The following is a 21,401-nucleotide window of genomic DNA, read 5'->3' on the forward strand; positions in this document are numbered from 1 at the left end:
GCTGAACGCAGCCCGACCGCATTTCCCCCAGCGTCCGTAAATCACTTATAGAAAGTAGAGCAAAAGTTATGGCACGTATTACCGTTGAAGATTGTTTGGATCACGTTGATAACCGTTTCGAATTGGTGATGGTTGGCAGCAAACGCGCGCGTCAATTGGCAATTGGTGGTAAAGAACCACACGTTGCGCCAGAAAATGACAAACCTACCGTTATCGCCCTGCGCGAGATCGAAGAAGGTTTTATCGATGCGAGCATCCTGTTGGAAAAGGATACATTGCCGCAACCAAAACCCGAGCGCGTGTACGAAAACGATATCTAAATCGATTTTTAAGATGCCAGTACCCGCTATGCTCCAAGGCGGGTGTGTTGTCTGGCGTGTTGTTTGACATGATGTTTGGAGAGGGGCGTGCAAACCATAGAGGCTTTGAGCCACCGGCTATCGTCTTATCTGGAACCTTCCCAAATCAATTTGGTGAAGCGCGCCTACTTCTACGCGGAACAAGCCCACGACGGCCAAAAACGTCGCAGCGGCGAAGCTTATATCACTCATCCCCTCGCCGTTGCAGATATCCTCGCTGGTATGCACATGGACCATCAAAGTTTGATGGCGGCCATGTTGCACGATGTGATTGAAGATACCGGCATCAGCAAAAAAGCCATCGCCGGTCAGTTTGGCGATTCGGTCGCCGACCTCGTTGATGGCGTGAGTAAACTCACCCAGATTGAGTTTGAATCACACGCCGAAAAGCAGGCGGAAAACTTCCAGAAGATGGCCTTGGCTATGGCCAATGACCTGCGTGTAATCCTGGTCAAACTGGCTGACCGCTTGCACAACATGCGAACCCTCGGCGCCATGCCGCCGGAGAAAAAGCGCCGTATCGCCAAAGAGACCCTGGAAATCTACGCCCCCATTGCCCATCGCCTTGGTATGAATGAAGTACGTTTGGAATTGGAAGACCGCAGCTTTTATTGTATGTATCCGCTGCGCGCGACCCGCTTGCAAGCTGCGCTCAAAACCGCGCGCGGCAATCGCAAAGAACTGGTCGAGCAGATTCAAACCTCCTTCGAAAAGCGTCTCTCAAAAGAAAATATCAACTCGATTGTGATTGGCAGAGAAAAGCATTTGTTCAGCATCTACGAAAAGATGCGTCAGAAGAAAAAGTTCTTTAAAGAAATTATGGATGTCTACGCGTTCCGCATCATAGTGGATTCGGTGGACACCTGTTACCGCGTACTCGGTGTAGTGCATAACCTCTACAAGCCAGTGACCAGCGAGTTTAAAGATTACATCGCCATTCCCAAAACTAACGGCTACCAGTCACTGCATACCGTATTGGTGGGCATGCACGGGGTACCGATTGAGGTGCAGATTCGCACCAAAGAAATGGATGAAATGGCCAACAGCGGAATTGCTGCCCACTTCCTTTATAAATCCAACAGCGGTGAGCCCATCAACGCCAGCCACAGCCGCGCGCGCCAATGGGTACAAGGGCTGCTGGAAATGCAGAAGAATGCTGGAAACTCGCTCGAATTTATCGAAAACGTCAAAATCGACCTCTTCCCCGATGAGGTCTATGTATTTACCCCCAAGGGCAAGATTGTCGAGCTGCCCACCGGTGCGACGCCGGTCGATTTTGCCTATGCTGTGCACACCGATGTGGGTAATACCTGCGTCGCCTGCCGCATCAACGAGCGGATGGCACCCTTATCGCAGCCGCTGCTGAGTGGCCAAAAAGTGGCGATCATCACCGCGCAGGGCGCCCAGCCCAATCCCAACTGGCTCAATTTTGCGGTATCGGCCAAGGCGCGTTCGGCGATCCGCCACTACCTCAAGCACCAACGTCATCACCAGTCCGTTACACTCGGTAAACGCATGCTCAGCCGCGCGTTGGCAGAAAACCATATCGATCTTGAGCATCTGGGTGAGGAGCAACAGCACAAGCTGCTGATGAGTGCGCAGGTAGATTCCATGGACAAACTCTACGAAGAGATTGGCTTGGGCAACAAGGTGGTTTACTCACTGGTGAAGTTATTGCAGCCCGATGCCGAAATGAAAGGTCGCTCGGGTTCGCTCAATTCAGCGATTACCATCGATTCCGCAGAAGGCATGATGATCAGCTTCGCGCGCTGCTGCCGCCCGATTCCGGGTGACCCGATTATCGGCCATGTCAGCTCCGGAAAAGGCTTGGTAATCCACCAGGATACCTGCCGCAACATCGCCGAGATCCGCAACTATCCCGATAAAATCAGCCAGGTGAATTGGGCTGCCACAGTGAGCGGCGAATTTCTGGTGGATGTGCGCGTTGAAGTGGAAAGTGACCGTGGGATTATCGCGACACTTGCCACGCGCATTACTGAACAGGGTGCGAGTATCGAGCACATCAACGTCCACGAACGCGATGCGCATAACAGCGTGATCCATCTGTGTATCGGCGTGCACAACCGCATCCATCTCGCCAATATCATGCGCCGCATCCGCAACCTGAGTTTTGTGATTCGGGTAAATCGCAGTAAAAACTAGCCACAATCCTCTATACTTCGTTTCTTCCTTCTTTTTTAAAAAAATCCGATAAAGGTTTCGCCATGACCAATAAAGCTATTATCCACAGTGACAACGCCCCCGCCGCCATAGGTACCTATTCCCAAGCGGTTAAGGTTAACCATACGGTTTATCTCTCTGGCCAAATTCCGCTCGACCCTAAAACTATGCAATTGGTAGATGGCGATTTTGCTGCGCAAGCACATCAAGTATTCAAAAATCTTGCAGCTGTGTGCGAAGCCGCAGGCGGTGGTTTGAAAGATATCGTCAAGCTTAATATCTACCTGACCGACCTGGCGAATTTTCCGATTGTGAATGAAGTGATGGGGCAGTATTTCCAGCAACCTTACCCAGCGCGTGCTGCGGTGGGTATCAACCAGTTGCCACGCGCATCGCTGATTGAGGCCGATGGAGTGATGGTGTTGTAAAAATAGCGCTATAGTTTTTACATGTAAAAAAGCCCGGATTTTCCGGGCTTTTTTAATTTAACTTTACGAATTAGTCTTCTGCTCTTGTTGAAATATCCTCTCTGTATTATTTTTGTAATGCATAACGCTAGATATGTTATTGCGCATTGATGTGATTTTTACTGATGGAAAATCACCATAATAATCGCCAGGGTAAAAAGGATTGGCTATGACATTTTTTTCAAAACTACTACTTGTAATCTATTTTTCTATTTTCTTCTCTGCTGGAACTTTTGCAGCATCCGATCTTAGCACTGAAAGCTTTTCCCAACTGCCGGATGTGAGCAATCTGGTGTTATCACCCTCAGGAAAAAAGTTAGCATCCACTGTACGTGTGAGCGTTGGCGACACCCAAGGCGTTGCAGTGCAAGTGATGGATTTGGCAACGAAGAAAAATAAAATGGTGCTTTTTACCGATAATTCCAAATTCTTTTTTAAATGGATTGGTTGGAAAGATGATACGACATTAATGGTCTCCACTTTTACTCCTGCCGAGCGTGATACCTGGGTTGGTATGGGGTCGGTACGTTTTAAAACCCGCGATCATGATTTGATGTTAATCGATACTGAGTCAGAAAAAATTACTCAGCCAATCACGAGTAAATTTTTAAAGCGTTACAAAATTACTCCATCGGTACGCGACTGGGTTGTTGATAGTTTGTACGATGACCCCGAGCATATTTTGATGGCATTTCCCGGTGCGGATGCTGGCTTTATGAGTGGCTTGATGGTTTACAAAATCAATATCAAAACACAGCGAGCAACTACCTATCACTCCAGTAAAACGAATGCTGGTAATTGGATGACTGATCAGCAGCATCGTGTCCGAGTGGGCACTCAGATCGAAGATGATCAAGTTTCTATCTTGGTATACGATCTGGATTCGAAAAAATGGCAATCTCTATGGACGTATAAAATATTTTCTGAGGATCAAGTAGATCCCTTGGGTTTTGGTAAAGACCCTAATGAATTTTATATCCGTGCCTACCATCAATCTCGCCAGGCCATTTTCAAAGTGAATCTGAAAGATCCAACCTTGAAACGTGAGCTTATGGTTGCTGATGCTAACTACGATGTGCAAGGAAGTTTGGTGTATTCGCCAGTGACTGGGGAAGTCATTGGTGTGAGCGCATCAGCAGAAGGGGGTACACATTTTTTTGACAAGGGCATGCAGAGCCTGCAGGCAAAAATAGACAAGGCTATTCCTGAGCATCGCAATTATATTTATTCCATTACCAACGACTTGAACATGTTTTTGGTTTTTTCTTCCAATGCCACAAACTCTGGCACTTTTTATCTCGGCACCATGAACCCGTTGAGGCTGGATGCGGTGGCGTATAGTTATAAAAAACTTTTGCCTGAGTTCATGAGTAACACCCAGCGAATTGAATACACCGCTCGGGACGGCTTAAAAATAGAGGCCTACCTGACAATTCCCAAGGGTAAGCCAGCAAAAAATCTCCCAACGTTGATGTTCCCACACGGCGGCCCCCATGCTCGGGATAGTGGCGTTTTCGACTATTGGGCGCAATTTTTCGCTAACAAGGGTTACGCTGTGTTGCAAATGAATTTCCGCGGTTCTGATGGCCAAGGCATAGATCATAGAAATGCCGGGATGAAAAACTGGGGTAAGGAAATGCAGGATGATGTTGAAGATGGCGCACGTAAATTAATTGCCGATGGCATTGCCGATCCTAATGCGATTGGAATAGTGGGTGGAAGTTATGGCGGTTATGCTGCCTTGATGGGTGTGGTGAAAACGCCGGATTTTTACCGTTGTGCGATTAGCGTAAATGGTGTGAGTAATGTATATGACTTGGTTAAAGATCGGCGTGCTTTTTGGTTGAGCTACAACGCGATTGACGAGCAGATCGGCAATGACAATGCAACGCTTAAGGCTATTTCACCCGTCAACTTCGCTGATAAAATCAAAGCGCCCGTGTTATTAGTGCACGGTACTGATGACCGCCAAGTGGAAATTAAACACAGTTATCAAATGCGCGATGCCCTGCAAAAAGCCAAAAAAGATGTGACCTTTGTAGAGCTGCCGAGCGAAGATCACTTTTTATTAAACGAAAAAAATCGCATCGATACTTTCCGCGCGATGGATGCGTTTTTGAATAAGTGTTTACCGATTAAAACAGATAAGCCTGTAGCGGTTAATTAATGCTGAATTGATCAAAAATAGAAAAGGCCGATCAGATTGCTCTGATCGGCCTTTTCGTTTTTCTGAAAATCGATTTACTTTTTCAGTGTCGCCTTGGGATTCGGCAAATCCGTAATCGTGCCCGCACCCACTTCCGCCGCCAGACCAACCGATTCATGAAGGGTTGGGTGTGCGTGAATAGTGAGGGCGATATCTTCTACGCTCGCGCCAAACTCCAGCGCCAGGGTCAGTTCACCGAGCAGTTCGCCCGCGTGCACTCCGACTAATCCCGCTCCCAATAAACGATCGGTTTTTGCATCGTAAATGAGCTTGGTTTTACCTTCGCTGCGGTCAGCAGCAATGGCGCGCCCGCTAGCGGCCCAGGGGAAGACGGCAGTTTTGTAGTCCAGGCCCTGCTGCTTGGCTTCTTTTTCGGTCAGGCCGACCCAGGCAATTTCCGGGTTGGTGTAGGCGATGGAAGGAATCGCCATTGGGTCAAATGCATGTGGATGGCCTGCGACACCTTCGGCGGCAGCGTGGCCTTCATGGCTGGCTTTGTGGGCGAGCATGGGCTGGCCGATGATGTCGCCAATCGCGTAAATATGCGGCACATTGGTTTGCAGGTATTGGTTGACGGCGATAAAGCCGCGCTCGTCCACATTCACACCGGCTTTTTCGGCATCGATCAGCTTGCCGTTAGGTACGCGCCCAACCGCGACAAGAACGGCGTCGAACTGGCGTGGTTCGGCGGGCGCATTTGCACCGCTAAAGGCGACTTCAATGGCCTCGGGTTTGGCCGTAACCGCTTCCACTTTGGTGGAGAGCAGAACGTCAAACTTGTCTTTGTTGTACTTGCTGTAGATGGCGACCAGGTCTTTGTCTGCTGCGGGTACCAGTTGGTCGGCGAATTCCACCACGGTGACTTTGCTGCCGAGCGCTTCGTACACAGTCGCCATTTCCAGGCCGATAATCCCTCCCCCAATCACCAACAGGCGCGGTGGCACCGAGCGCAATTCGAGCGCGCCGGTTGAATCAAAAATACGCGGGTCTTCCGGGATAAAAGGCAGTTTCACACTGCGTGAACCGGCGGCGATAATGGCGTTGTCGAAATCGATCAGAGTGGTTTCACTGCCTTGCACTACAGCAAGTTGGTGATCGCTTACAAATTTGCCATAGCCTTCAACTACTCGTACCTTGCGTGCTTTCGCCATGGCGTGAACGCCGGAGACCAGCTTGCTGACGACGGAATCTTTGTAGCTGCGCACTTTATCGAGGTCGTGCTGAACGGGGCCGAAACTGAGGCCGAGATTGCCGGCATGATGGGATTCATTGATGACTTCGGCGACGTGCAAAAGGGCTTTGGAGGGAATGCAACCCACGTTGAGGCAGACACCGCCGAGGCTTGAGTAGCGCTCGACCAAAGTGACGTCCAAGCCTAGATCGGCGGCGCGGAAGGCGGCGGAGTAGCCACCGGGGCCGCTGCCGAGTACAACCAGTTGGGTTTTAACGTTTGCCATCGGATGCTCCTGTGACGGGTCTGGGAAATTGCGAACCCGCATCATAAGCGATCTACAGCGAAAAAAAGTAGCCGGTTGCTGTTATCGCAGGCAACCGGCCTTTTTATTGAAGGGTTAGGGGTTAAGCACTTGCAGCGCCGCCGATACATACACCAGAGGCGCGTTCCAGTTAATGGCTATTTCATTGGTGGAGTAGCTGCATTCCAGATCGACAAATGACTTGGCAGGCAAGGGCGATGGATAACTGCCGCAATCGCTGTAGTGATCGGGGTGCGGGCCACCGGCGATAAATCCGGGAATCGGTGCCGCTATCCCATCAGCGCCGGAGGGGCGATGGTGGATATTCATGGGCGATTTGTTGCCAAAACCGGTCACGAAGGAATAGTCAGTCGCATTGCGCCCCATCACGTAGTCGAACAAGGCTTGGGCGGCCTGGCGATAGGCGGTTTTACTGGTATCCAACTGGTAGGCTTCCAGCGCCATCATCGCCTGATTGAGCGCCCCGGAATTGCTACCCCAGAAAAAATCCTCTGTCTCCATTGATACGCCGTAAGCGGACTGGCTTTTCTTGGTGCTAATGCCGGCCGCTAATTGGGTTAAGCGGTCCTTGATCAGCGTTTTATCGGCCGCGGCAGTGAGCGAATCCAGATGCTGAGCGAGTGACATCCAACCCAGGCTTTTTACACCGCCCCAGCCGGGTACATCAGCGCTGGTCTCGGCCGCATTCATTACGCTGTAGTAGTTATCGTCTTTGGTGACGATATAAAGCTCCGCTGCCGCCCAGAAGAATTCATCGCTGACATTATTGTCGCCATAGCCGCCGGTTTGGATATCCGCAGGCTGCGCGTAGTAAACGGCCGGGTTGGCTTTTGCCCAAGCCCAGGCGGATTTGGCTGCCGCGAGCATTTTGGCCGAGAGGCCTGGATACTGGCTTTCGTAGTCCGCATAAACCCGGCTGGCAGCGGCCATCACGGCAGCGAAATCGAGGGTCGCGGCGGTAGATTTTTGCACCATATAGCGCTCGGACGTATCGGCATCGGGCATCACAAAACCGCTGAATCCCTTGCTGGTCAGCTTGTGGTAAACGCCACCGTCATCGGGATCCTGCATCGCCAGCATCCATTCCAGGTTCCACATCACCTCGTTCAGGATATCGGGCACAGCATCACCCGATTCTGGAATATTCAGTGATTGAGCGGTGAAATAGGCGGGAAAACGCTTGAATGCCGCCAGCAGTGTGTAGGTGGTGATACCCGAGTTGACGATGTATTTGTTGTAATCGCCCGCGTCATACCAGCCTTTGGGGGCGCTGACGACAGTGCCCTCGGGGCGTTTGACATCGGCGGCGGAGGCGTGGATGAACACGTTAGTATCTGCATGACCTGCCGCGCGCTGGTAGATACCCGCGTGGGTTTCCAGCAATGCGGTACTGGCGCGATTGAAATAGAAAGATTTCAGTGCGGCGGCGTTGACGGCTTTGTAGGCGTCAGCCGATACGGTAAAAGGAGCCGTCTGGGTGACACCGGCGACTTTCAATTCGTAACTCCCCGGCGCGGTAAGGCTGGAGAAATCAGCCAGTTTGACCGACTCAAAAGACGGTTGCCAAACCGCAGCGGCACTCAGGGTTCCGGACATCACTTCCTCGGTAGTTCCGGCCTTAAGCACAGTGAAACTGGTCGCCTCCACGGCTGGAACCACCGCGAGCTTCTCGGCGTTGGGGGTGAAGCCCACTTGGTTCAGCTTGATCCGCTCTGGCACCGTCACCTTGGGTGGCTCAACAGGGTGGATACAACTGCTGGCATCTCCCTTCGGTGTCTGGCTTAGGCTCATGGCGCCGCCATTGGTTGAGGTGATTTTCATCCAGTTGAGGTTGAATGGCCCGCTCTTCATTTGTACGCAGAGTGCGTAGTTACCTGCTTCAAGCCGACCGATAGGATGGCTTAGGCTCGCCCAGGTTTGCCATCCACCAGTGGGTGCGACACTGATCTCGCCCGAAGCAGTTTTGCCATCAATTTCATAGCTGAACAATCCTCCAGCTTGTGCAGTCGCGACGCGGCTTTCTATGGCAAACTCGCCTGCAGCGCTCACATTCACACTGAATTCCAGCCAATCACCCGGATCTATGTAAGCAATATTGAAACCGCCACCGGTGTCGGTGGATTTTTCAATGTCAACGCCGTCGGTGCGGTATTCGCCGGTGGTGTTGCCCGCTGTGGTGTCGTAGTAGCGGACATAGTCCTCCGCTTGGATCAGCAATCCGGTGAAGGCTGCTATGGAGCTATTTGTTGCGCTGCTTACACTGGATGCAGGCAAGCTCGACGCTGCTGCACTGGAACTGGCAGGCGGTGGGCTGGAACTGGATGGCGCCATGCTGGAATTGGCGGACTTGCCTCCGCCGCTACCACCACAGGCTGTGAGTAAACTGATCGCCAGACCGAGACTGGCGGGAAGTAGCACATTTCTTATGATCATTATGGTTCCCCTGTTGTTGTCGTTAGCCGGTAATACACCGGTGCGCGGATGCTAGGGGAAGCGCGGGAGCTAAAGCTCGCCACTTTAGGTGCTGGCCTAAAGTGGCGGTGCAATCAGAGGTTTAGAAGAAGCTGAATCCCACCTGGAAGAGCTTTTCCACGTCGCGGATATGTTTTTTCTGCAGCAAGAACACAATCACATGGTCGCCGGACTGTACCACCACATTGTCGTGTGCGATGACGACTTCGTCGCCATCCGGCCCCTGGCGCACAATCGCGCCGATGTTTGCACCTTCGGGCAAGTCGATATCTTCCAGCGCTTTGCCAACCACTTTGGAGGATTTGGCGTCGCCGTGAGCGATAATTTCAATCGCCTCGGCAGCTCCGCGCCGCAATGAGTGAACGTTGACTATATCGCCACGTCGCACATGGGTGAGCAGGCTGCCGATGGTGGTGGTTTGCGGCGAGATAGCAATGTCGATATCGCCACCTTGCACCACATCCACATAGGCGGGGTTGTTAATCAGGGTCATCACCTTGCGCGCGCCCAAGCGCTTGGCGAGCATGGAAGACATGATGTTGGCTTCATCGTCGTTGGTGAGCGCGAGGAACACATCGGTGTCTTCAATGCTTTCTTCCATCAACAAATCCTTATCTGACGCGCTGCCCTGAATCACAATCGCCCGCTCCAACTGTTCCGAGAGGCGGATGCAGCGGGTTTTGTTGTACTCAATGACGCGCACGTTGTAACGACCCTCGAGCATTTTTGCGAGACGCAGGCCTATGTTGCCACCGCCGGCAATGGTGATGCGTTTATAGGCAACTTCGAGCCGACGCAATTCACTCATTACCGCGCGAATATCCGCTTTGGCGGCGATGAAAAATACCTCGTCATCGGCTTCGATCACTGTCGTGCCAGTGGGGACTATGGCGCGATTGCGCCGGTAAATCGCGGCCACCCGCGTATCGACGGAGGGCATATGCTCGCGTAAAAAGCGAAGCTCTTGACCGACTAAGGGGCCGCCGTGATAGGCCTTAACTGCCACCAATTGCACCTTTCCATCGGCAAAGTCCACTACCTGCAGGGTGCCGGGCTGTTCGACCAAACGGAAAATATATTCAGACACCAGCTGCTCTGGGCTGATAAGTACATCGACCGGAATCGCGCCCGATTCAAACAGCTGCTGGTGAGTCAGGTAAGAAGTTGCGCGTACCCGCGCGATCTTGGTGGGGGTGTGGAACAGATTGCTCGCCACAGTGCAGGCGATCATATTGATCTCATCGTTGCTGGTAACCGCAACCAGCATATCGGCGTCTTCCGCTCCGGCTTGGGCAAGTACATCGGGGTGGGAAGCTTCACCGGTGACGACGCTGATATCCAACCGGTCACGCAGCTCGCGCAGACGCGCTTCGTCGGTATCGATGACAGTGATGTCATTGGATTCACTTGCCAGATGCTCCGCTAGACTGCCGCCGACCTGCCCGGCGCCGAGAATAATGATTTTCATAGTTTGCCTGTTGTTATTCGCTATCTAGTTCATCGCCAAGTCTAGTGCTGCAAGCATTCATTTGCCGCTATCGTCGGCTAACTTGTGGATTTTGGTAAATTTACTGTCAGCTCAAGCGCGCTTGCGTAAACGCGCATAGTAAAAACCGTCATAACCATCCATCTGCGGCAAAAGCTGCCTGCCGCATACCTGTTCCACCCCCCAATCGACATCGAGTTGGTCGCAACTTGCATCCTTGTTGCGTGCCAAAAAGGCTTCAATCACGCGAGTATTTTCCTTAGGCATAATCGAGCAGGTGGCGTAGAGCAAAATGCCGCCCGGTTTGAGCAATGGCCAGAGGTTTTTCAGCAGTTGTTGCTGTAGCTCGCCGAGCTTGTCCAGCTCCTCTGGAGTGCGTAGCACTTTGATGTCCGGATGGCGGCGGATAATACCGGTCGCAGAGCAGGGGGCGTCAAGCAAGATGCGGTCGTAAAGCTCGCCATCCCACCAGCAGTCGGGTTTGGTGCCATCACCACAGACAACATCGGCAGTTACGCCGAGGCGGTTCAGGTTTTCGCGCACACGGGCCAAGCGGCGCTCGTCTGCATCCAAAGCGGTAACCCGCAGGTCGGGCTCTAGCTCCAGCAGGTGTCCAGTTTTTCCGCCGGGTGCGCTACAGGCATCTAATACACGAAAATTGGGCGACAATTGCAGCAAATCACCGCTTAATTGCGCTGCCTCATCCTGCACGCTCAGCCAGCCTTCGACGAAATGCGGCAGTTTGCGCGGGTCGCAGGCCTGTGCCAGGGTGATGCCGTAGGGGCTGTATTGGGTAGGTTTAGCGGGGATATCGGCGTCGTGCAGTAATTGCAGATACTCATCGCGGCTGATCTTGTTGGGATTCAAGCGCAAGCTGAACGGAGGGTGCTGGTTATTAGCGGCGATCAGTTGCTCAAACTGCTCCGGCCAGCACTTGCTGATCATCGCTTCCATCCATGCAGGGTGATTGCTTTGAAAGGCGCGGTTTTCGGCTAAAAATTCGTTGATTCTGCTGCTATCGCGCTGAAAGCTGCGCAGCACACCATTAACTAAGTTGGTCGCCCAGGGCTTTTTGATATGGCGCGTTACCTCCACAGTCTCGCCAATGGCGGCGTGATCGGGTATGCGCGTATACAGCAATTGGTAGAGGCCGAGCAGCAAGAGCGCTTGCACATCGCCATCTTTGGCGCGGAGCGGCTTGTCCAACAGGCACTCGGTGTAGGCCTGCAATTGCGGATAATAACGGCAGGTTCCAAAGCAAAGTTCTTGCAACAATGGGCGGTCATTATCGGCAATCTTCGCCGAAACAGAAGGCAATAGGCTGGATAGCGAGCCTTTCGAGGCCAGTATCTGCGCAACAACCTGCGCCGCAGCGGCACGCACACTTAACATGCCGGTTGCTCCAGCAGGTCACCGACACTGAATAAGTCCGGGTGGCCCCTTAATATTTCACCCACCGTCATCGCCTTTTTGCCCGGCAATTGCAGCTGTTCGAGGATAAGTTGACCCTGTTTGCAGGCGATCCACAAACCTTGGTCGTTGATGTAGGTGATGCTGCCGGGTGTGGCGTTGGTTGTTTTGTCTGAGGCCGTCGCCGCCCAGATGCGAATGCGCTGGTCATCGCTCGCACCTGCAGGTTTAGTGTGGGCGACTGGAAAGGGGTTAAACGCGCGCACTTTGCGCTCCAGCTCAGTGGCGGGCAACTGCCAATTTAGCGCGGCCTCTTCTTTGCTGAGCTTGGGGGCGTAGTTGCTCAAGCTATCGTCCTGTTTTTCAGGCGTGATAGTGCCTGACTGAATCAAATCGAGTGCCTCAAGCAGGGCGGGAGTGCCGATGCTGATGAGCTTATCGTGCAGGCTTCCGCCGGTATCGTCGCTTATTATCGGGCAAAATGCTTTGATCAGCATATCGCCGGTATCCAACCCCACATCCATCTGCATAATGGTGACGCCGGTTTCGCTATCGCCCGCTTCGATGGCACGTTGAATAGGAGCGGCGCCGCGCCAGCGCGGCAGGATAGAGGCATGTACGTTGATGCAGCCGAGGCGCGGAGTATCGAGCACTACCTTCGGCAGGATCAATCCGTAAGCAACTACCACCATCAAATCAGCATTAAGCGCAGCAAATTCGGCAACAGCCTCGGGTGATTTAAAATTTAGCGGTTGATATACCGGGATATCATGCGCGAGCGCCGCTTCCTTAACGGGGCTGGCGGTCAGTTTTTTGCCGCGCCCAGCAGGACGATCTGGCTGGGAATAGACAGCGATGACCTGATGGTGGCTATTTAGCAGTGCCTTCAGGTGCTCGGCGGCAAACTCCGGTGTTCCTGCGAAAATAATGCGTAAACCTTGGCTCATGAATAACCTGTCAGATTGCAAAACGTTGAAACAGATAGTGATAGAAAATAAAAAAGGCGCCAGTAGCGCCTTTGTCTGCTGCGCACGCCTAGCGCGCTTCAGTCTTGTGTTTCTTCTCCAATTTTGCACGAATACGGGTACGTTTGAAGGGCGAGATATGATCCACAAACAGCTTGCCGTTTAAATGATCAAGCTCGTGCTGGATGCAAACTGCCAACACCCCTTGGGGTTCGATTTCAAACGGCTTGCCGTCGCGATCTAATGCTCGCACCCGAATGTGGCCGGGGCGTACCACGGTTTCATAAAACCCTGGCACTGACAGGCAACCCTCGTCGTATTCGCACAGCTCGGCATCCAAAACCTCGATTTCGGGGTTAATAAATACCATCGGCTGGGATTTATCTTCACTCACGTCTATAACTACTACGCGCTTGTGCACATTGACTTGTGATGCCGCCAAGCCAATACCGGGAGCGTCGTACATGGTATCGAACATATCATCCACCAGCTTGCGGATTTTATCGTCCACTTCTGTGACGGGTTTGGCGACAGTGCGCAGCCGTGGGTCTGGAAATTCAAGGATAGGTAACAAGGCCATAGTGTTTGTGACAAACTTCTAGTAAAAAGGTAATAACCGCTGCTAACATGATGATCGCACAGGATTTATGCAGTGCAAACGGAAACAGCATGGGCTTTTAATTAACTATTATACGTCTATCTGCCTCAGGACCGAATAAAACAGGATCGGTTTCTATGAAAAAAATATTACTGGCCGTCGCGGCGGCTTCACTCATCAGCTTCTTTTCCTGGGCGGATGATGCACTTCTTAAAACGGGTCACCCCGATGAATACACAGTCAAAAAGGGCGATACCCTTTGGGATATTTCGGGAACCTTTTTGAATAGCCCCTGGCTCTGGCCAGAGATTTGGCATGTTAACCCCCAAATTGAAAACCCTCACCTGATTTTCCCTGGTGATTTGATCAAGCTGATCTATCTGGATGGTCAACCGCGCCTGACGGTTGAGCGCACTCTGAAAATGGTGCCGGGTGCTGCTGGCGGCGGGATCAATGGGGCGACTAAGCTGAGCCCCAGCATCCGTGTCCAAAGTACGGAAGACGCAATCAGCGCAATTCCCCTCGATAAAATTGATGCTTTTTTATCGCGCAGCCGTATTGTTGGGCAAGGCGAGCTGGAAGCGGCGCCTTATATGCTGGCTGGTCAGCAGCAGCACGTAATTGTCGGTGCTGGCGACCGTGCCTACGCACGCGGCCAGTTTGATACCAATTACTCAAACTACAGTATTTACCGCAAAGGTCAGGCATTTAAAGACCCTGTAACTAAAGAATTTCTCGGCGTTTACGCGCAAGGCATCGGCACTGTGTCTGTGGAGAAAATCGATGCAGAAATTGCTACCCTGAATATTCTGCGCACCTTTGAAGAGGTTCGCCCTGGCGATAACCTGCTCCCAAGCGAAGACCGTTCGGTAGACTCGGTGTTCTTCCCCAGCGCACCAGATACTGAAATAGAAGCGCAAATCATTGCTGTTGAAGGCGGCGTGACCCAAGTAGGCAAATTCAGTGTTGTTATTATCAATCGCGGTGAACGCGAAGGATTGCAAATCGGCAATGTCTTGGCGATCTATAAAAAAGGCGAAGTAATCACCGACCGCGTTCGAGGCGGCAAAGTTGACCTGCCGGATGAGCACGCTGGCTTGCTGATGGTATTTCGCACCTTTGAAAAGATGAGTTTTGCGTTGGTTCTGGAGGCAGATCGCGCGCTTGCAGTCAACGACAAAGTACGCAACCCGTAAATATTGAGTAGGTTGGCTGCCCGCATGGGCAGCCTGTTTCAAGGATGATATCTATGCTCTCTCCGCTCGCTGCTTCCCTGTTAGTTTTACGTCTCCCCGATGTGGGTGTTGCCGGATACTGGCGACTGCTTGAATTAGTCGAAAGCCCCCAACAATTGCTCAGTCAGCCTGTTCAATCCTGGCGCTCCTTCCTCAATCCGGCTGCTGCCGAGATGCTTGCCCGATTTAACTCAGACCCTGAAGGTAGTGATGTGGGGCAAAAGCTGGCAGCCGAACTGGCCTATATAGAGTCCCAGCCCGGCCTGCATTGCCTCACTTATGACGATCCGCTTTATCCGCGCTTGTTGCGCGAAATCCCCCGTCCGCCGCCGCTGCTCTATGTGCGCGGAGACCCAACCTGCCTCAGTCTCCCTCAACTGGCAATCGTCGGCAGCCGCAACCCCAGCGGAGGTGGCAGCGAGAACGCCGAGCGCTTTGCGCATTACCTTGCCGAGCGCGGTTTTGCGATTACCAGTGGTTTGGCCTTGGGGATAGATGCGGCGGCCCACCGCGGTGCCCTGCGCGCGGGCGGTAAAACTATCGCGGTGATGGGTACCGGAATCGATTTGATCTACCCCTCCCGCCACCGTCAATTGGCGCAAGAGATCGTAGATAACGGTGGCACCTTAGTGAGCGAGTTTCCCCTTGGGACCTCTTCGCATGCCAGTAATTTTCCCCAGCGCAACCGCATCATCAGCGGCCTGAGTGGCGGCACATTGGTGGTCGAGGCGGCGGTGCAAAGTGGTTCGCTGATTACCGCCTCCTATGCGTTACAACACGACCGCGAAGTGTTTGCGATCCCCGGTTCGATCCACAACCCGCTGGCGCGCGGGTGCCATCAATTGATTCGTCAAGGCGCGACACTGGTGGAAACAGCGCAGGATATTGTCGATCAGCTCGCCGGGTTGCTCAGCTATAAGCGTCAAGAGGTGAAATCGGCCAGGGCAGCGCAACCGGAATTGTTTGCTGAACCTGCTGTTGTCGATGAGGGGCCGCAGCTGGGAGAGGATGAGCGGAGCCTGCTCCAGGCACTGAGTTATGACCCGCTCCCGGTCGATCTGCTGGCGGAGCGCACCGGCCTGGATGTGGGCAATTTGTCGGCGCAGTTGATAGGTTTGGAAATCAAAGGTTTGATCCAGCAAGTGGGCGCTTGTTATCAGCGCCTATGATCAGCACATGAATTCTTGAGCTTGCATCATAGCTGGGGTAGATTGGCAGTAACTTGATAATAGGTATTGTCCATGATCGATTGGTCGCGTAATCCCCGGGTACAATTTGCCGCCCGTCAAATGAAACTGGGCGGGGTTGTTGCCTATCCAACCGAAGCCGTGTGGGGGCTCGGGTGTAATCCCTTTGATGAGGGTGCTGTGCTGGAGTTGTTGGCGCTCAAAGATCGTCCGGTAGAAAAGGGGCTGATCCTGATCGCGGCAGATATCCGCATGTTTGATCCTTTTATCCATCATTTGGATGATCTACAGCGCCAGCGGTTAAAAAACTCATGGCCAGGTCCTTACACTTGGTTAGTCCCTAACAACGGGCTGATCCCCAACTGGATCAGCGGCAATTTCAGTAGTGTCGCGCTGCGGGTGACCGATCACCCCGTCGCCGCAGGTCTATCGCGCGCATTTGGCGGGCCTCTCGTTTCTACCTCCTGCAATCCCCAAGGTATGGCACCGGCCACGAATATCCATCAGGTGCGTCGCTATTTTGGCAACCAATTGGATGCGATTACGGCTGGTCAGGTCGGCAAGCGCACTGCCCCTTCAGAGATTCGCGATTTGCTGACCGGGGCGATTGTTCGCCCCGGCTGATTTGTCACTGCTGTATGATTGGCATCAAAGCCCCGCTAACTAGTTTTCCCCTTTCGCCTTTGGCCGCGTAGAATGGCGGCCTTTCTCGATTAGCCAAACCAACGCTAAGGAACTCTCATGACGATTTCGCATGGGCCGGATAAAGCCGCCGTCAAAGCCTACTTGCTAGATTTACAGGATCGCATTTGTAACGCCCTTACTGCCGAGGATGGCGGTGCGCAATTTGTTGAAGACAGTTGGGCGCGTACCGAAGGTGGCGGTGGTCGCTCGCGCGTGCTAACTGACGGCGCAGTGATCGAAAAAGGCGGCGTGAACTTCTCCCATGTCTACGGCACCCAAATGCCTGCCTCAGCGACAGCACATCGCCCCGAATTAGCAGGCCGCGCCTTTGAGGCCATGGGGGTGTCGCTGGTTATACATCCGCATAACCCTTATGTCCCGACAAGCCACGCCAACGTGCGTTTTTTTATCGCCGAAAAAGAAGGCGCAGCACCCGTGTGGTGGTTTGGTGGTGGCTACGATTTGACACCCTACTATGGCAACGAAGCCGATGTTGTCCACTGGCACCAGACCGCTAAAAATGCCTGCGATCCACTCGGTGAACACCTCTATCCCAAATTTAAAAAATGGTGCGATGAGTATTTTTATTTAAAGCATCGCGACGAAGCGCGTGGCGTGGGCGGATTATTTTTTGATGACTATAACGCGGAAAGTTTTGCGCACAGTTTTGCGCTGATGCAAGCCGTGGGCGACAGTTATGTACCTGCCTATCAGCCCATTGTAAACGCACGTAAAGCCATACCATTTACGGAACGCGAGCGTAATTTCCAACTCTATCGTCGTGGCCGCTACGTCGAATTTAATTTGGTGTACGATCGCGGCACCTTATTCGGCCTTCAAACCGGCGGTCGTACCGAATCGATTTTAATGTCGCTGCCACCGCTGGTGCGCTGGGAATACAACTGGCAACCTGAAGCAGGTAGTGCTGAAGCAGAACTCTACGATAAATTTTTACCGCATCGCGATTGGCTGAAATAATATTTTGCCAAACTTGATAACCGTTTTTGAATTTTTTTTGATGTTAGGTGTTGGATAGCTCATGACCGATTTATATGCCGTATTCGGCAACCCGATCAACCACAGCAAGTCGCCCCATATCCATCGCCAGTTTGCCGAGCAAACCGGGCAGGATATGCACTACACCAAACAACTCGTGAACGAAGGTGAATTTGAAAAATGCGTGCAAGAATTTTTTGCACAGGGCGGCAAAGGCTTAAATATCACCGTGCCGTTTAAATTAAATGCGTTCGACTTTGCGCAAAAACGCACTGCGCGCGCTGAACGCGCAGGCGCAGTCAATACCTTGGCAAAATTAAGCGATGGCACTATCCTCGGCGATAATACCGATGGTATCGGCATGATCCACGATATGCACAATCTCGGTTGGGAACTGGAAGGCAAGCGTGTTTTAATTCTCGGTGCAGGCGGTGCGGTGCGAGGTATTTTGCAGCCGCTGCTGGAAGAAAAACCGGCCCAAGTAGTGATCGCTAATCGCACCCAAAGCAAGGCCGAAGAATTGGCGAAAAATTTTCACGATCTTGGCGATGTACAGGCAAAAACATTTGAACAATTGCACGGCGAAGTATTTGATTTGGTGATCAATGGTACCTCGGCGAGCATGCAAGGTGAATTGCCCCCACTCCCTGATACCTTACTCGCGACTAACGCATGCTGTTACGACATGATGTACGGCCCGGAGCCAACAATATTTTTACGCTGGGCGAAAGAACGTGGTGCCGCACAGCTTGCCGATGGATTGGGCATGTTAATTGGCCAGGCCGCAGAAGCATTTTATTTGTGGCGACAAATCCGCCCGGAAGTGGTGCCGGTTATTACGGCGATGCGCCGCCAAATTGCCGAGAGAAAATAAACTCTACGATGCGCCCAAACATGCTTTGGGCGCAACTTCTGTATTGATTATCCTGCCGTGGCGCTATGATTTATCTTTCGTTATTTTTTACCGCGCTAATCGCCGCCACATTGTTTCCTCTCTCGTCTGAAGCGTTACTCGTCACACTTCTCTATCAACACTATTCGCCGCTATTGCTCTGGTTAGTTGCAACCAGCGGTAATACGCTTGGCTCCTGCATCAATTGGTACTTGGGAAAAGAATGTCTGCGTTGGCAGGAAAAAAAATGGTTTCCATTTAGCCCGGAACAATTAGCGCGTGCGCAACAACAATTTCAGCGTTATGGATTACTTTCACTTTTGTTTGCTTGGGTGCCGGTTATTGGCGATCCACTCACTTTTTTTGCCGGTGTTATGCGCATTCGTTTTTGGCAGTTTTTGGTGTTGGTTGCGATAGGGAAATCTCTGCGTTATGCGGCGATTATTGCTGCCGCATTAGGGTTAATAAATCAATTCTGAATAAACCATTCCGCACCGCAGCAAGCCTCCACAAACCACTGCAACGCTTTCCCCGAATTGTTTTTGCGCCATGCGATATAGAGCGGAATATTCGGACGCGGTACAGCACAATTCAATTCGATTAGCTCACCTCGTAACAACTCTTGTTGAATCAAATGCTTTGGTAGAAATCCCACGCCAACGCCCATGACCTGCGCCTGAATTTTTGCAGTCACATTGGCGACGCGAATAATTTGCCGGCTTTCCAATAAGCCCGATGAACGCCCTGGTGAATTGAGTGATGAATCCGCCATCACAATGGTAGGAAAGGCGCTGATAGCAGCGGCGTCCACCGGTCCTTTGTGTAAACAGAGTGGATGTTCGCGCGCAACAGCAAAGACAAATTCCACTTCACCCATCAAGCGATATTCAAAAATTCCTTTCGGCAAGTCGCCGCTCGCGCCGAGCGCCAGATCGCAGCGCTCGGCAATCAGTGCATCCCAAGTGCCACCCAATACTTCTTCGCTGATGGTAATGGCAACGCGTTTGTCGAGCAGGTTAAACGCGTTGATCTGCTGCAATAGGGGCGCAAGTGGCAGGACTGTGTCTTTGGCGATGCGCAGCTGCGTCTCCCAACCGGATTCCAATTGTTGCACCGCCTCTTCTATTGCATTAGCTGCTTGGAGCAACTGTCTCCCCTGTTCCAGTAACAAACGCCCCGCTGCCGTTAGCTGCGCACGTTGTTTGGTACGATCAAAAAGGTTGATGCCAAGGTCTGATTCCAGCTTTTGAATCGTATAAGACAACGCTGATGGCACCTTGAACAGCGCCTCGGCCGCTGCCCCAAAACTGCCTTTTCGGTCAATTGTATCAAGGACTCTAAGAGCATCCAGGGTGATGGCATGGTGCATGGCGATGGCCTCAATCGAATGATCAAAAAATTTGAATTAACAGCTCAAAATCTTCCGCTTTTTTGTTGCCGGGTACAAGCCTAATCTAGCAACAAGTGAGGCGAATAAGCAGTTAGCAAGGCGCCAAACCAACTAACCCAACATCACATATTTCGGAGTTCATCATGAGTACAATCGCTAAAGTTTTCGCCACCAATAACAGCTTCTCCGCACTGGCACTGCGGTTACCACTGGGAATTATCTTCGCTGCCCACGGCGCACAAAAACTGTTTGGCTGGTTAGGCGGCTACGGTTTGGAAGGTACCGGCCAGTGGATGGCATCGATCGGTCTTGAGCCAGGTGTATTCTTGGCGGCTTTGTCAGGTTCAGCGGAATTCTTCGGCGGCCTGTTCCTGATCCTCGGTTTGCTGACTCGCCCAAGCGCATTGGTATTAGCCGTGACCATGGTAGTGGCGATTTTCTCGGTGCATATCAACAACGGCCTGTTTATGAGCAACAACGGTTATGAGTTTGGCCTGGCGTTATTGGCAGGTGCAGTATCGCTGCTGATCTCTGGCGGTGGCCGCGCAAGTGCCGACAGTTTGATCGCCAACAAAATCTAAACCGGCAATTTACACCGAGCGATAGTTACAAAATCCTGACACGCGGCGCTGCGCAAAGCGCCGCAAAAAATGAGGTGACCTATGATCAATATCAGACGCAGCAACCAGCGCGGTGGTGCCGACTTCGGCTGGTTGAAGAGCAAACATACATTTTCATTCGGCAATTATTACGACGAGCGCCAGATGGGATTTTCAGCACTGCGGGTGATTAATGATGATCGTGTGGCTGCCGATTCCGGTTTTGATACCCACGGTCATCGCGATATGGAAATTATCAGCTACGTGCTCGACGGCGAAATCGCCCACAAAGATAGCGCAGGTAATGTGGCGACTCTGCCGCCTGGGGAATTCCAATTGATGTCGGCGGGCAGTGGAATCCGTCACAGCGAATTTAATCCATCGCAAACGAAAGAGTTGCACTTTTTGCAAATTTGGATTCAACCGAATGTGTACGGTCAAACACCGGGTTATCAGCAAAAAGATTTTGGTAATAAAAAAGGTTTAACACTTGCCGTAAGTCCTGACGGTGAAGCCGGCAGTTTAGTGATCAAACAGGATGCACGTTTGTATCAACTTTTACTCGATGGCAATACCAGTGTTGAATTGCCTGCATCAACAAAACGTAAATACTACGTGCATGTGATAAACGGCGAGTTGGCGATTGAGGGGGAAATCGTAAAACCAGGCGATGGCGCAAAAGTCGAAGACATTAATAGTCTGGTGATGGTTGCACAGCAAAAAGCGGTGAAGGCATTGGTGTTTGATTTGCCATAAACCTTCGCCGCCCGGAGAACAG

19 protein-coding genes are annotated in these 21,401 nt (G+C 52.1%); 12 read left to right on the forward strand and 7 right to left on the reverse strand.

Annotation, left to right across the window (positions count from 1 at the left end; all coding sequences use genetic code 11):
• Positions 1 to 68 precede the first annotated feature (68 nt).
• The 4 genes from rpoZ (at position 69) to J2X05_RS17100 (ending at position 5,174) form a co-directional block, all read left to right on the forward strand.
• A complete protein-coding gene (gene rpoZ, locus J2X05_RS17085) occupies positions 69 to 320 on the forward strand; it encodes a DNA-directed RNA polymerase subunit omega (RefSeq protein ID WP_007638626.1) in 252 nt (83 codons plus the stop codon).
• Between the two features lie 87 nt (positions 321 to 407).
• Positions 408 to 2,522, forward strand: a complete 2,115-nt coding sequence (locus tag J2X05_RS17090) for a RelA/SpoT family protein (RefSeq protein ID WP_310074747.1) — start codon at positions 408 to 410, stop codon at positions 2,520 to 2,522.
• Positions 2,523 to 2,584: 62 nt separating this feature from the next.
• A complete protein-coding gene (gene ridA, locus J2X05_RS17095) occupies positions 2,585 to 2,968 on the forward strand; it encodes a deaminase RidA (RefSeq protein ID WP_310074749.1) in 384 nt (127 codons plus the stop codon).
• A gap of 208 nt (positions 2,969 to 3,176) precedes the next feature.
• Positions 3,177 to 5,174 carry an alpha/beta hydrolase family protein gene (locus J2X05_RS17100; protein ID WP_310074752.1) on the forward strand — a complete coding sequence of 666 codons (1,998 nt, stop codon included), beginning with the start codon at positions 3,177 to 3,179 and terminating at the stop codon, positions 5,172 to 5,174.
• A 74-nt stretch (positions 5,175 to 5,248) separates the two neighbouring features.
• Here the strand turns inward: J2X05_RS17100 and lpdA are convergent, their stop codons facing one another.
• From lpdA to def, 6 genes are all read right to left on the reverse strand, one after another.
• Positions 5,249 to 6,670, reverse strand: coding sequence for a dihydrolipoyl dehydrogenase (gene lpdA, locus J2X05_RS17105; protein WP_310074754.1), 1,422 nt, complete (start codon positions 6,668 to 6,670; stop codon positions 5,249 to 5,251).
• Positions 6,671 to 6,784: 114 nt separating this feature from the next.
• Positions 6,785 to 9,142 carry a glycoside hydrolase family 9 protein gene (locus J2X05_RS17110; protein WP_310074756.1) on the reverse strand — a complete coding sequence of 786 codons (2,358 nt, stop codon included), beginning with the start codon at positions 9,140 to 9,142 and terminating at the stop codon, positions 6,785 to 6,787.
• 121 nt (positions 9,143 to 9,263) lie between these two features.
• On the reverse strand, positions 9,264 to 10,649 hold the full coding sequence (gene trkA / locus J2X05_RS17115; protein WP_310074758.1) for a Trk system potassium transporter TrkA: 1,386 nt from the start codon (positions 10,647 to 10,649) through the stop codon (positions 9,264 to 9,266).
• A 111-nt stretch (positions 10,650 to 10,760) separates the two neighbouring features.
• Positions 10,761 to 12,059 (reverse strand): 16S rRNA (cytosine(967)-C(5))-methyltransferase RsmB, encoded by a 1,299-nt coding sequence (gene rsmB / locus J2X05_RS17120; protein WP_310074760.1) that lies wholly within the window; start codon positions 12,057 to 12,059, stop codon positions 10,761 to 10,763.
• Positions 12,053 to 13,024 (reverse strand): methionyl-tRNA formyltransferase, encoded by a 972-nt coding sequence (gene fmt / locus J2X05_RS17125; RefSeq protein WP_310074762.1) that lies wholly within the window; start codon positions 13,022 to 13,024, stop codon positions 12,053 to 12,055. Before fmt ends, rsmB begins: the two co-directional genes overlap by 7 nt.
• 88 nt (positions 13,025 to 13,112) lie before the next feature.
• The gene (gene def, locus J2X05_RS17130) at positions 13,113 to 13,622 is read right to left on the reverse strand and encodes a peptide deformylase (protein ID WP_310074764.1); all 510 of its coding nucleotides are present in this window, start codon (positions 13,620 to 13,622) and stop codon (positions 13,113 to 13,115) included.
• 155 nt (positions 13,623 to 13,777) lie between these two features.
• Here def and J2X05_RS17135 point away from each other — a divergent pair, with 155 nt between their 5' ends.
• The 6 genes from J2X05_RS17135 to J2X05_RS17160 all read left to right on the forward strand — a co-directional run bounded on the left by J2X05_RS17135 (position 13,778) and on the right by J2X05_RS17160 (position 19,113).
• Positions 13,778 to 14,836 (forward strand): LysM peptidoglycan-binding domain-containing protein, encoded by a 1,059-nt coding sequence (locus tag J2X05_RS17135; RefSeq protein ID WP_310074766.1) that lies wholly within the window; start codon positions 13,778 to 13,780, stop codon positions 14,834 to 14,836.
• A gap of 53 nt (positions 14,837 to 14,889) precedes the next feature.
• A complete protein-coding gene (dprA, locus tag J2X05_RS17140; RefSeq protein WP_310074768.1) occupies positions 14,890 to 16,044 on the forward strand; it encodes a DNA-processing protein DprA in 1,155 nt (384 codons plus the stop codon).
• Positions 16,045 to 16,116: 72 nt separating this feature from the next.
• Positions 16,117 to 16,686: an L-threonylcarbamoyladenylate synthase type 1 TsaC gene (gene tsaC / locus J2X05_RS17145; RefSeq protein WP_310074772.1), complete on the forward strand. Its 570-nt coding sequence runs from the start codon at positions 16,117 to 16,119 to the stop codon at positions 16,684 to 16,686.
• A 117-nt stretch (positions 16,687 to 16,803) separates the two neighbouring features.
• On the forward strand, positions 16,804 to 17,724 hold the full coding sequence (gene hemF / locus J2X05_RS17150; RefSeq protein WP_310074774.1) for an oxygen-dependent coproporphyrinogen oxidase: 921 nt from the start codon (positions 16,804 to 16,806) through the stop codon (positions 17,722 to 17,724).
• A gap of 61 nt (positions 17,725 to 17,785) precedes the next feature.
• Positions 17,786 to 18,616 carry a shikimate dehydrogenase gene (gene aroE / locus J2X05_RS17155; protein ID WP_310074777.1) on the forward strand — a complete coding sequence of 277 codons (831 nt, stop codon included), beginning with the start codon at positions 17,786 to 17,788 and terminating at the stop codon, positions 18,614 to 18,616.
• A gap of 65 nt (positions 18,617 to 18,681) precedes the next feature.
• Positions 18,682 to 19,113 (forward strand): YqaA family protein, encoded by a 432-nt coding sequence (locus J2X05_RS17160; protein WP_310074779.1) that lies wholly within the window; start codon positions 18,682 to 18,684, stop codon positions 19,111 to 19,113.
• Here J2X05_RS17160 and J2X05_RS17165 read toward each other — a convergent pair.
• Positions 19,104 to 20,003 (reverse strand): LysR family transcriptional regulator, encoded by a 900-nt coding sequence (locus tag J2X05_RS17165; protein WP_310074781.1) that lies wholly within the window; start codon positions 20,001 to 20,003, stop codon positions 19,104 to 19,106. The two genes, J2X05_RS17160 and J2X05_RS17165, sit on opposite strands and share 10 nt — an antisense overlap.
• A 164-nt stretch (positions 20,004 to 20,167) precedes the next feature.
• On the opposite strand from J2X05_RS17165, the gene J2X05_RS17170 reads away from it, so the two are divergent.
• Both J2X05_RS17170 and J2X05_RS17175 read left to right on the forward strand, forming a co-directional pair.
• The gene (locus J2X05_RS17170; protein WP_310074783.1) at positions 20,168 to 20,605 is read left to right on the forward strand and encodes a DoxX family protein; all 438 of its coding nucleotides are present in this window, start codon (positions 20,168 to 20,170) and stop codon (positions 20,603 to 20,605) included.
• An 81-nt stretch (positions 20,606 to 20,686) separates the two neighbouring features.
• A complete protein-coding gene (locus J2X05_RS17175; protein WP_310074785.1) occupies positions 20,687 to 21,379 on the forward strand; it encodes a pirin family protein in 693 nt (230 codons plus the stop codon).
• The last annotated feature ends 22 nt before the right edge of the window (positions 21,380 to 21,401 follow it).

The organism is Cellvibrio fibrivorans, from assembly GCF_031457055.1.
GTDB classification, from domain to species: Bacteria; Pseudomonadota; Gammaproteobacteria; order Pseudomonadales; family Cellvibrionaceae; genus Cellvibrio; species Cellvibrio fibrivorans.

Coding starts and splice junctions, on each gene's coding strand:
- rpoZ (WP_007638626.1), top strand. CDS start 69: ATGGCACGTATTACCGTTGAAGATTGTTTGGATCACGTTGATAACCGT.
- ridA (WP_310074749.1), top strand. CDS start 2,585: ATGACCAATAAAGCTATTATCCACAGTGACAACGCCCCCGCCGCCATA.
- J2X05_RS17100 (WP_310074752.1), top strand. CDS start 3,177: ATGACATTTTTTTCAAAACTACTACTTGTAATCTATTTTTCTATTTTC.
- lpdA (WP_310074754.1), bottom strand. CDS start 6,670: ATGGCAAACGTTAAAACCCAACTGGTTGTACTCGGCAGCGGCCCCGGT.
- J2X05_RS17110 (WP_310074756.1), bottom strand. CDS start 9,142: ATGATCATAAGAAATGTGCTACTTCCCGCCAGTCTCGGTCTGGCGATC.
- trkA (WP_310074758.1), bottom strand. CDS start 10,649: ATGAAAATCATTATTCTCGGCGCCGGGCAGGTCGGCGGCAGTCTAGCG.
- rsmB (WP_310074760.1), bottom strand. CDS start 12,059: ATGTTAAGTGTGCGTGCCGCTGCGGCGCAGGTTGTTGCGCAGATACTG.
- fmt (WP_310074762.1), bottom strand. CDS start 13,024: ATGAGCCAAGGTTTACGCATTATTTTCGCAGGAACACCGGAGTTTGCC.
- def (WP_310074764.1), bottom strand. CDS start 13,622: ATGGCCTTGTTACCTATCCTTGAATTTCCAGACCCACGGCTGCGCACT.
- J2X05_RS17135 (WP_310074766.1), top strand. CDS start 13,778: ATGAAAAAAATATTACTGGCCGTCGCGGCGGCTTCACTCATCAGCTTC.
- dprA (WP_310074768.1), top strand. CDS start 14,890: ATGCTCTCTCCGCTCGCTGCTTCCCTGTTAGTTTTACGTCTCCCCGAT.
- tsaC (WP_310074772.1), top strand. CDS start 16,117: ATGATCGATTGGTCGCGTAATCCCCGGGTACAATTTGCCGCCCGTCAA.
- hemF (WP_310074774.1), top strand. CDS start 16,804: ATGACGATTTCGCATGGGCCGGATAAAGCCGCCGTCAAAGCCTACTTG.
- aroE (WP_310074777.1), top strand. CDS start 17,786: ATGACCGATTTATATGCCGTATTCGGCAACCCGATCAACCACAGCAAG.
- J2X05_RS17160 (WP_310074779.1), top strand. CDS start 18,682: ATGATTTATCTTTCGTTATTTTTTACCGCGCTAATCGCCGCCACATTG.
- J2X05_RS17165 (WP_310074781.1), bottom strand. CDS start 20,003: ATGCACCATGCCATCACCCTGGATGCTCTTAGAGTCCTTGATACAATT.
- J2X05_RS17170 (WP_310074783.1), top strand. CDS start 20,168: ATGAGTACAATCGCTAAAGTTTTCGCCACCAATAACAGCTTCTCCGCA.
- J2X05_RS17175 (WP_310074785.1), top strand. CDS start 20,687: ATGATCAATATCAGACGCAGCAACCAGCGCGGTGGTGCCGACTTCGGC.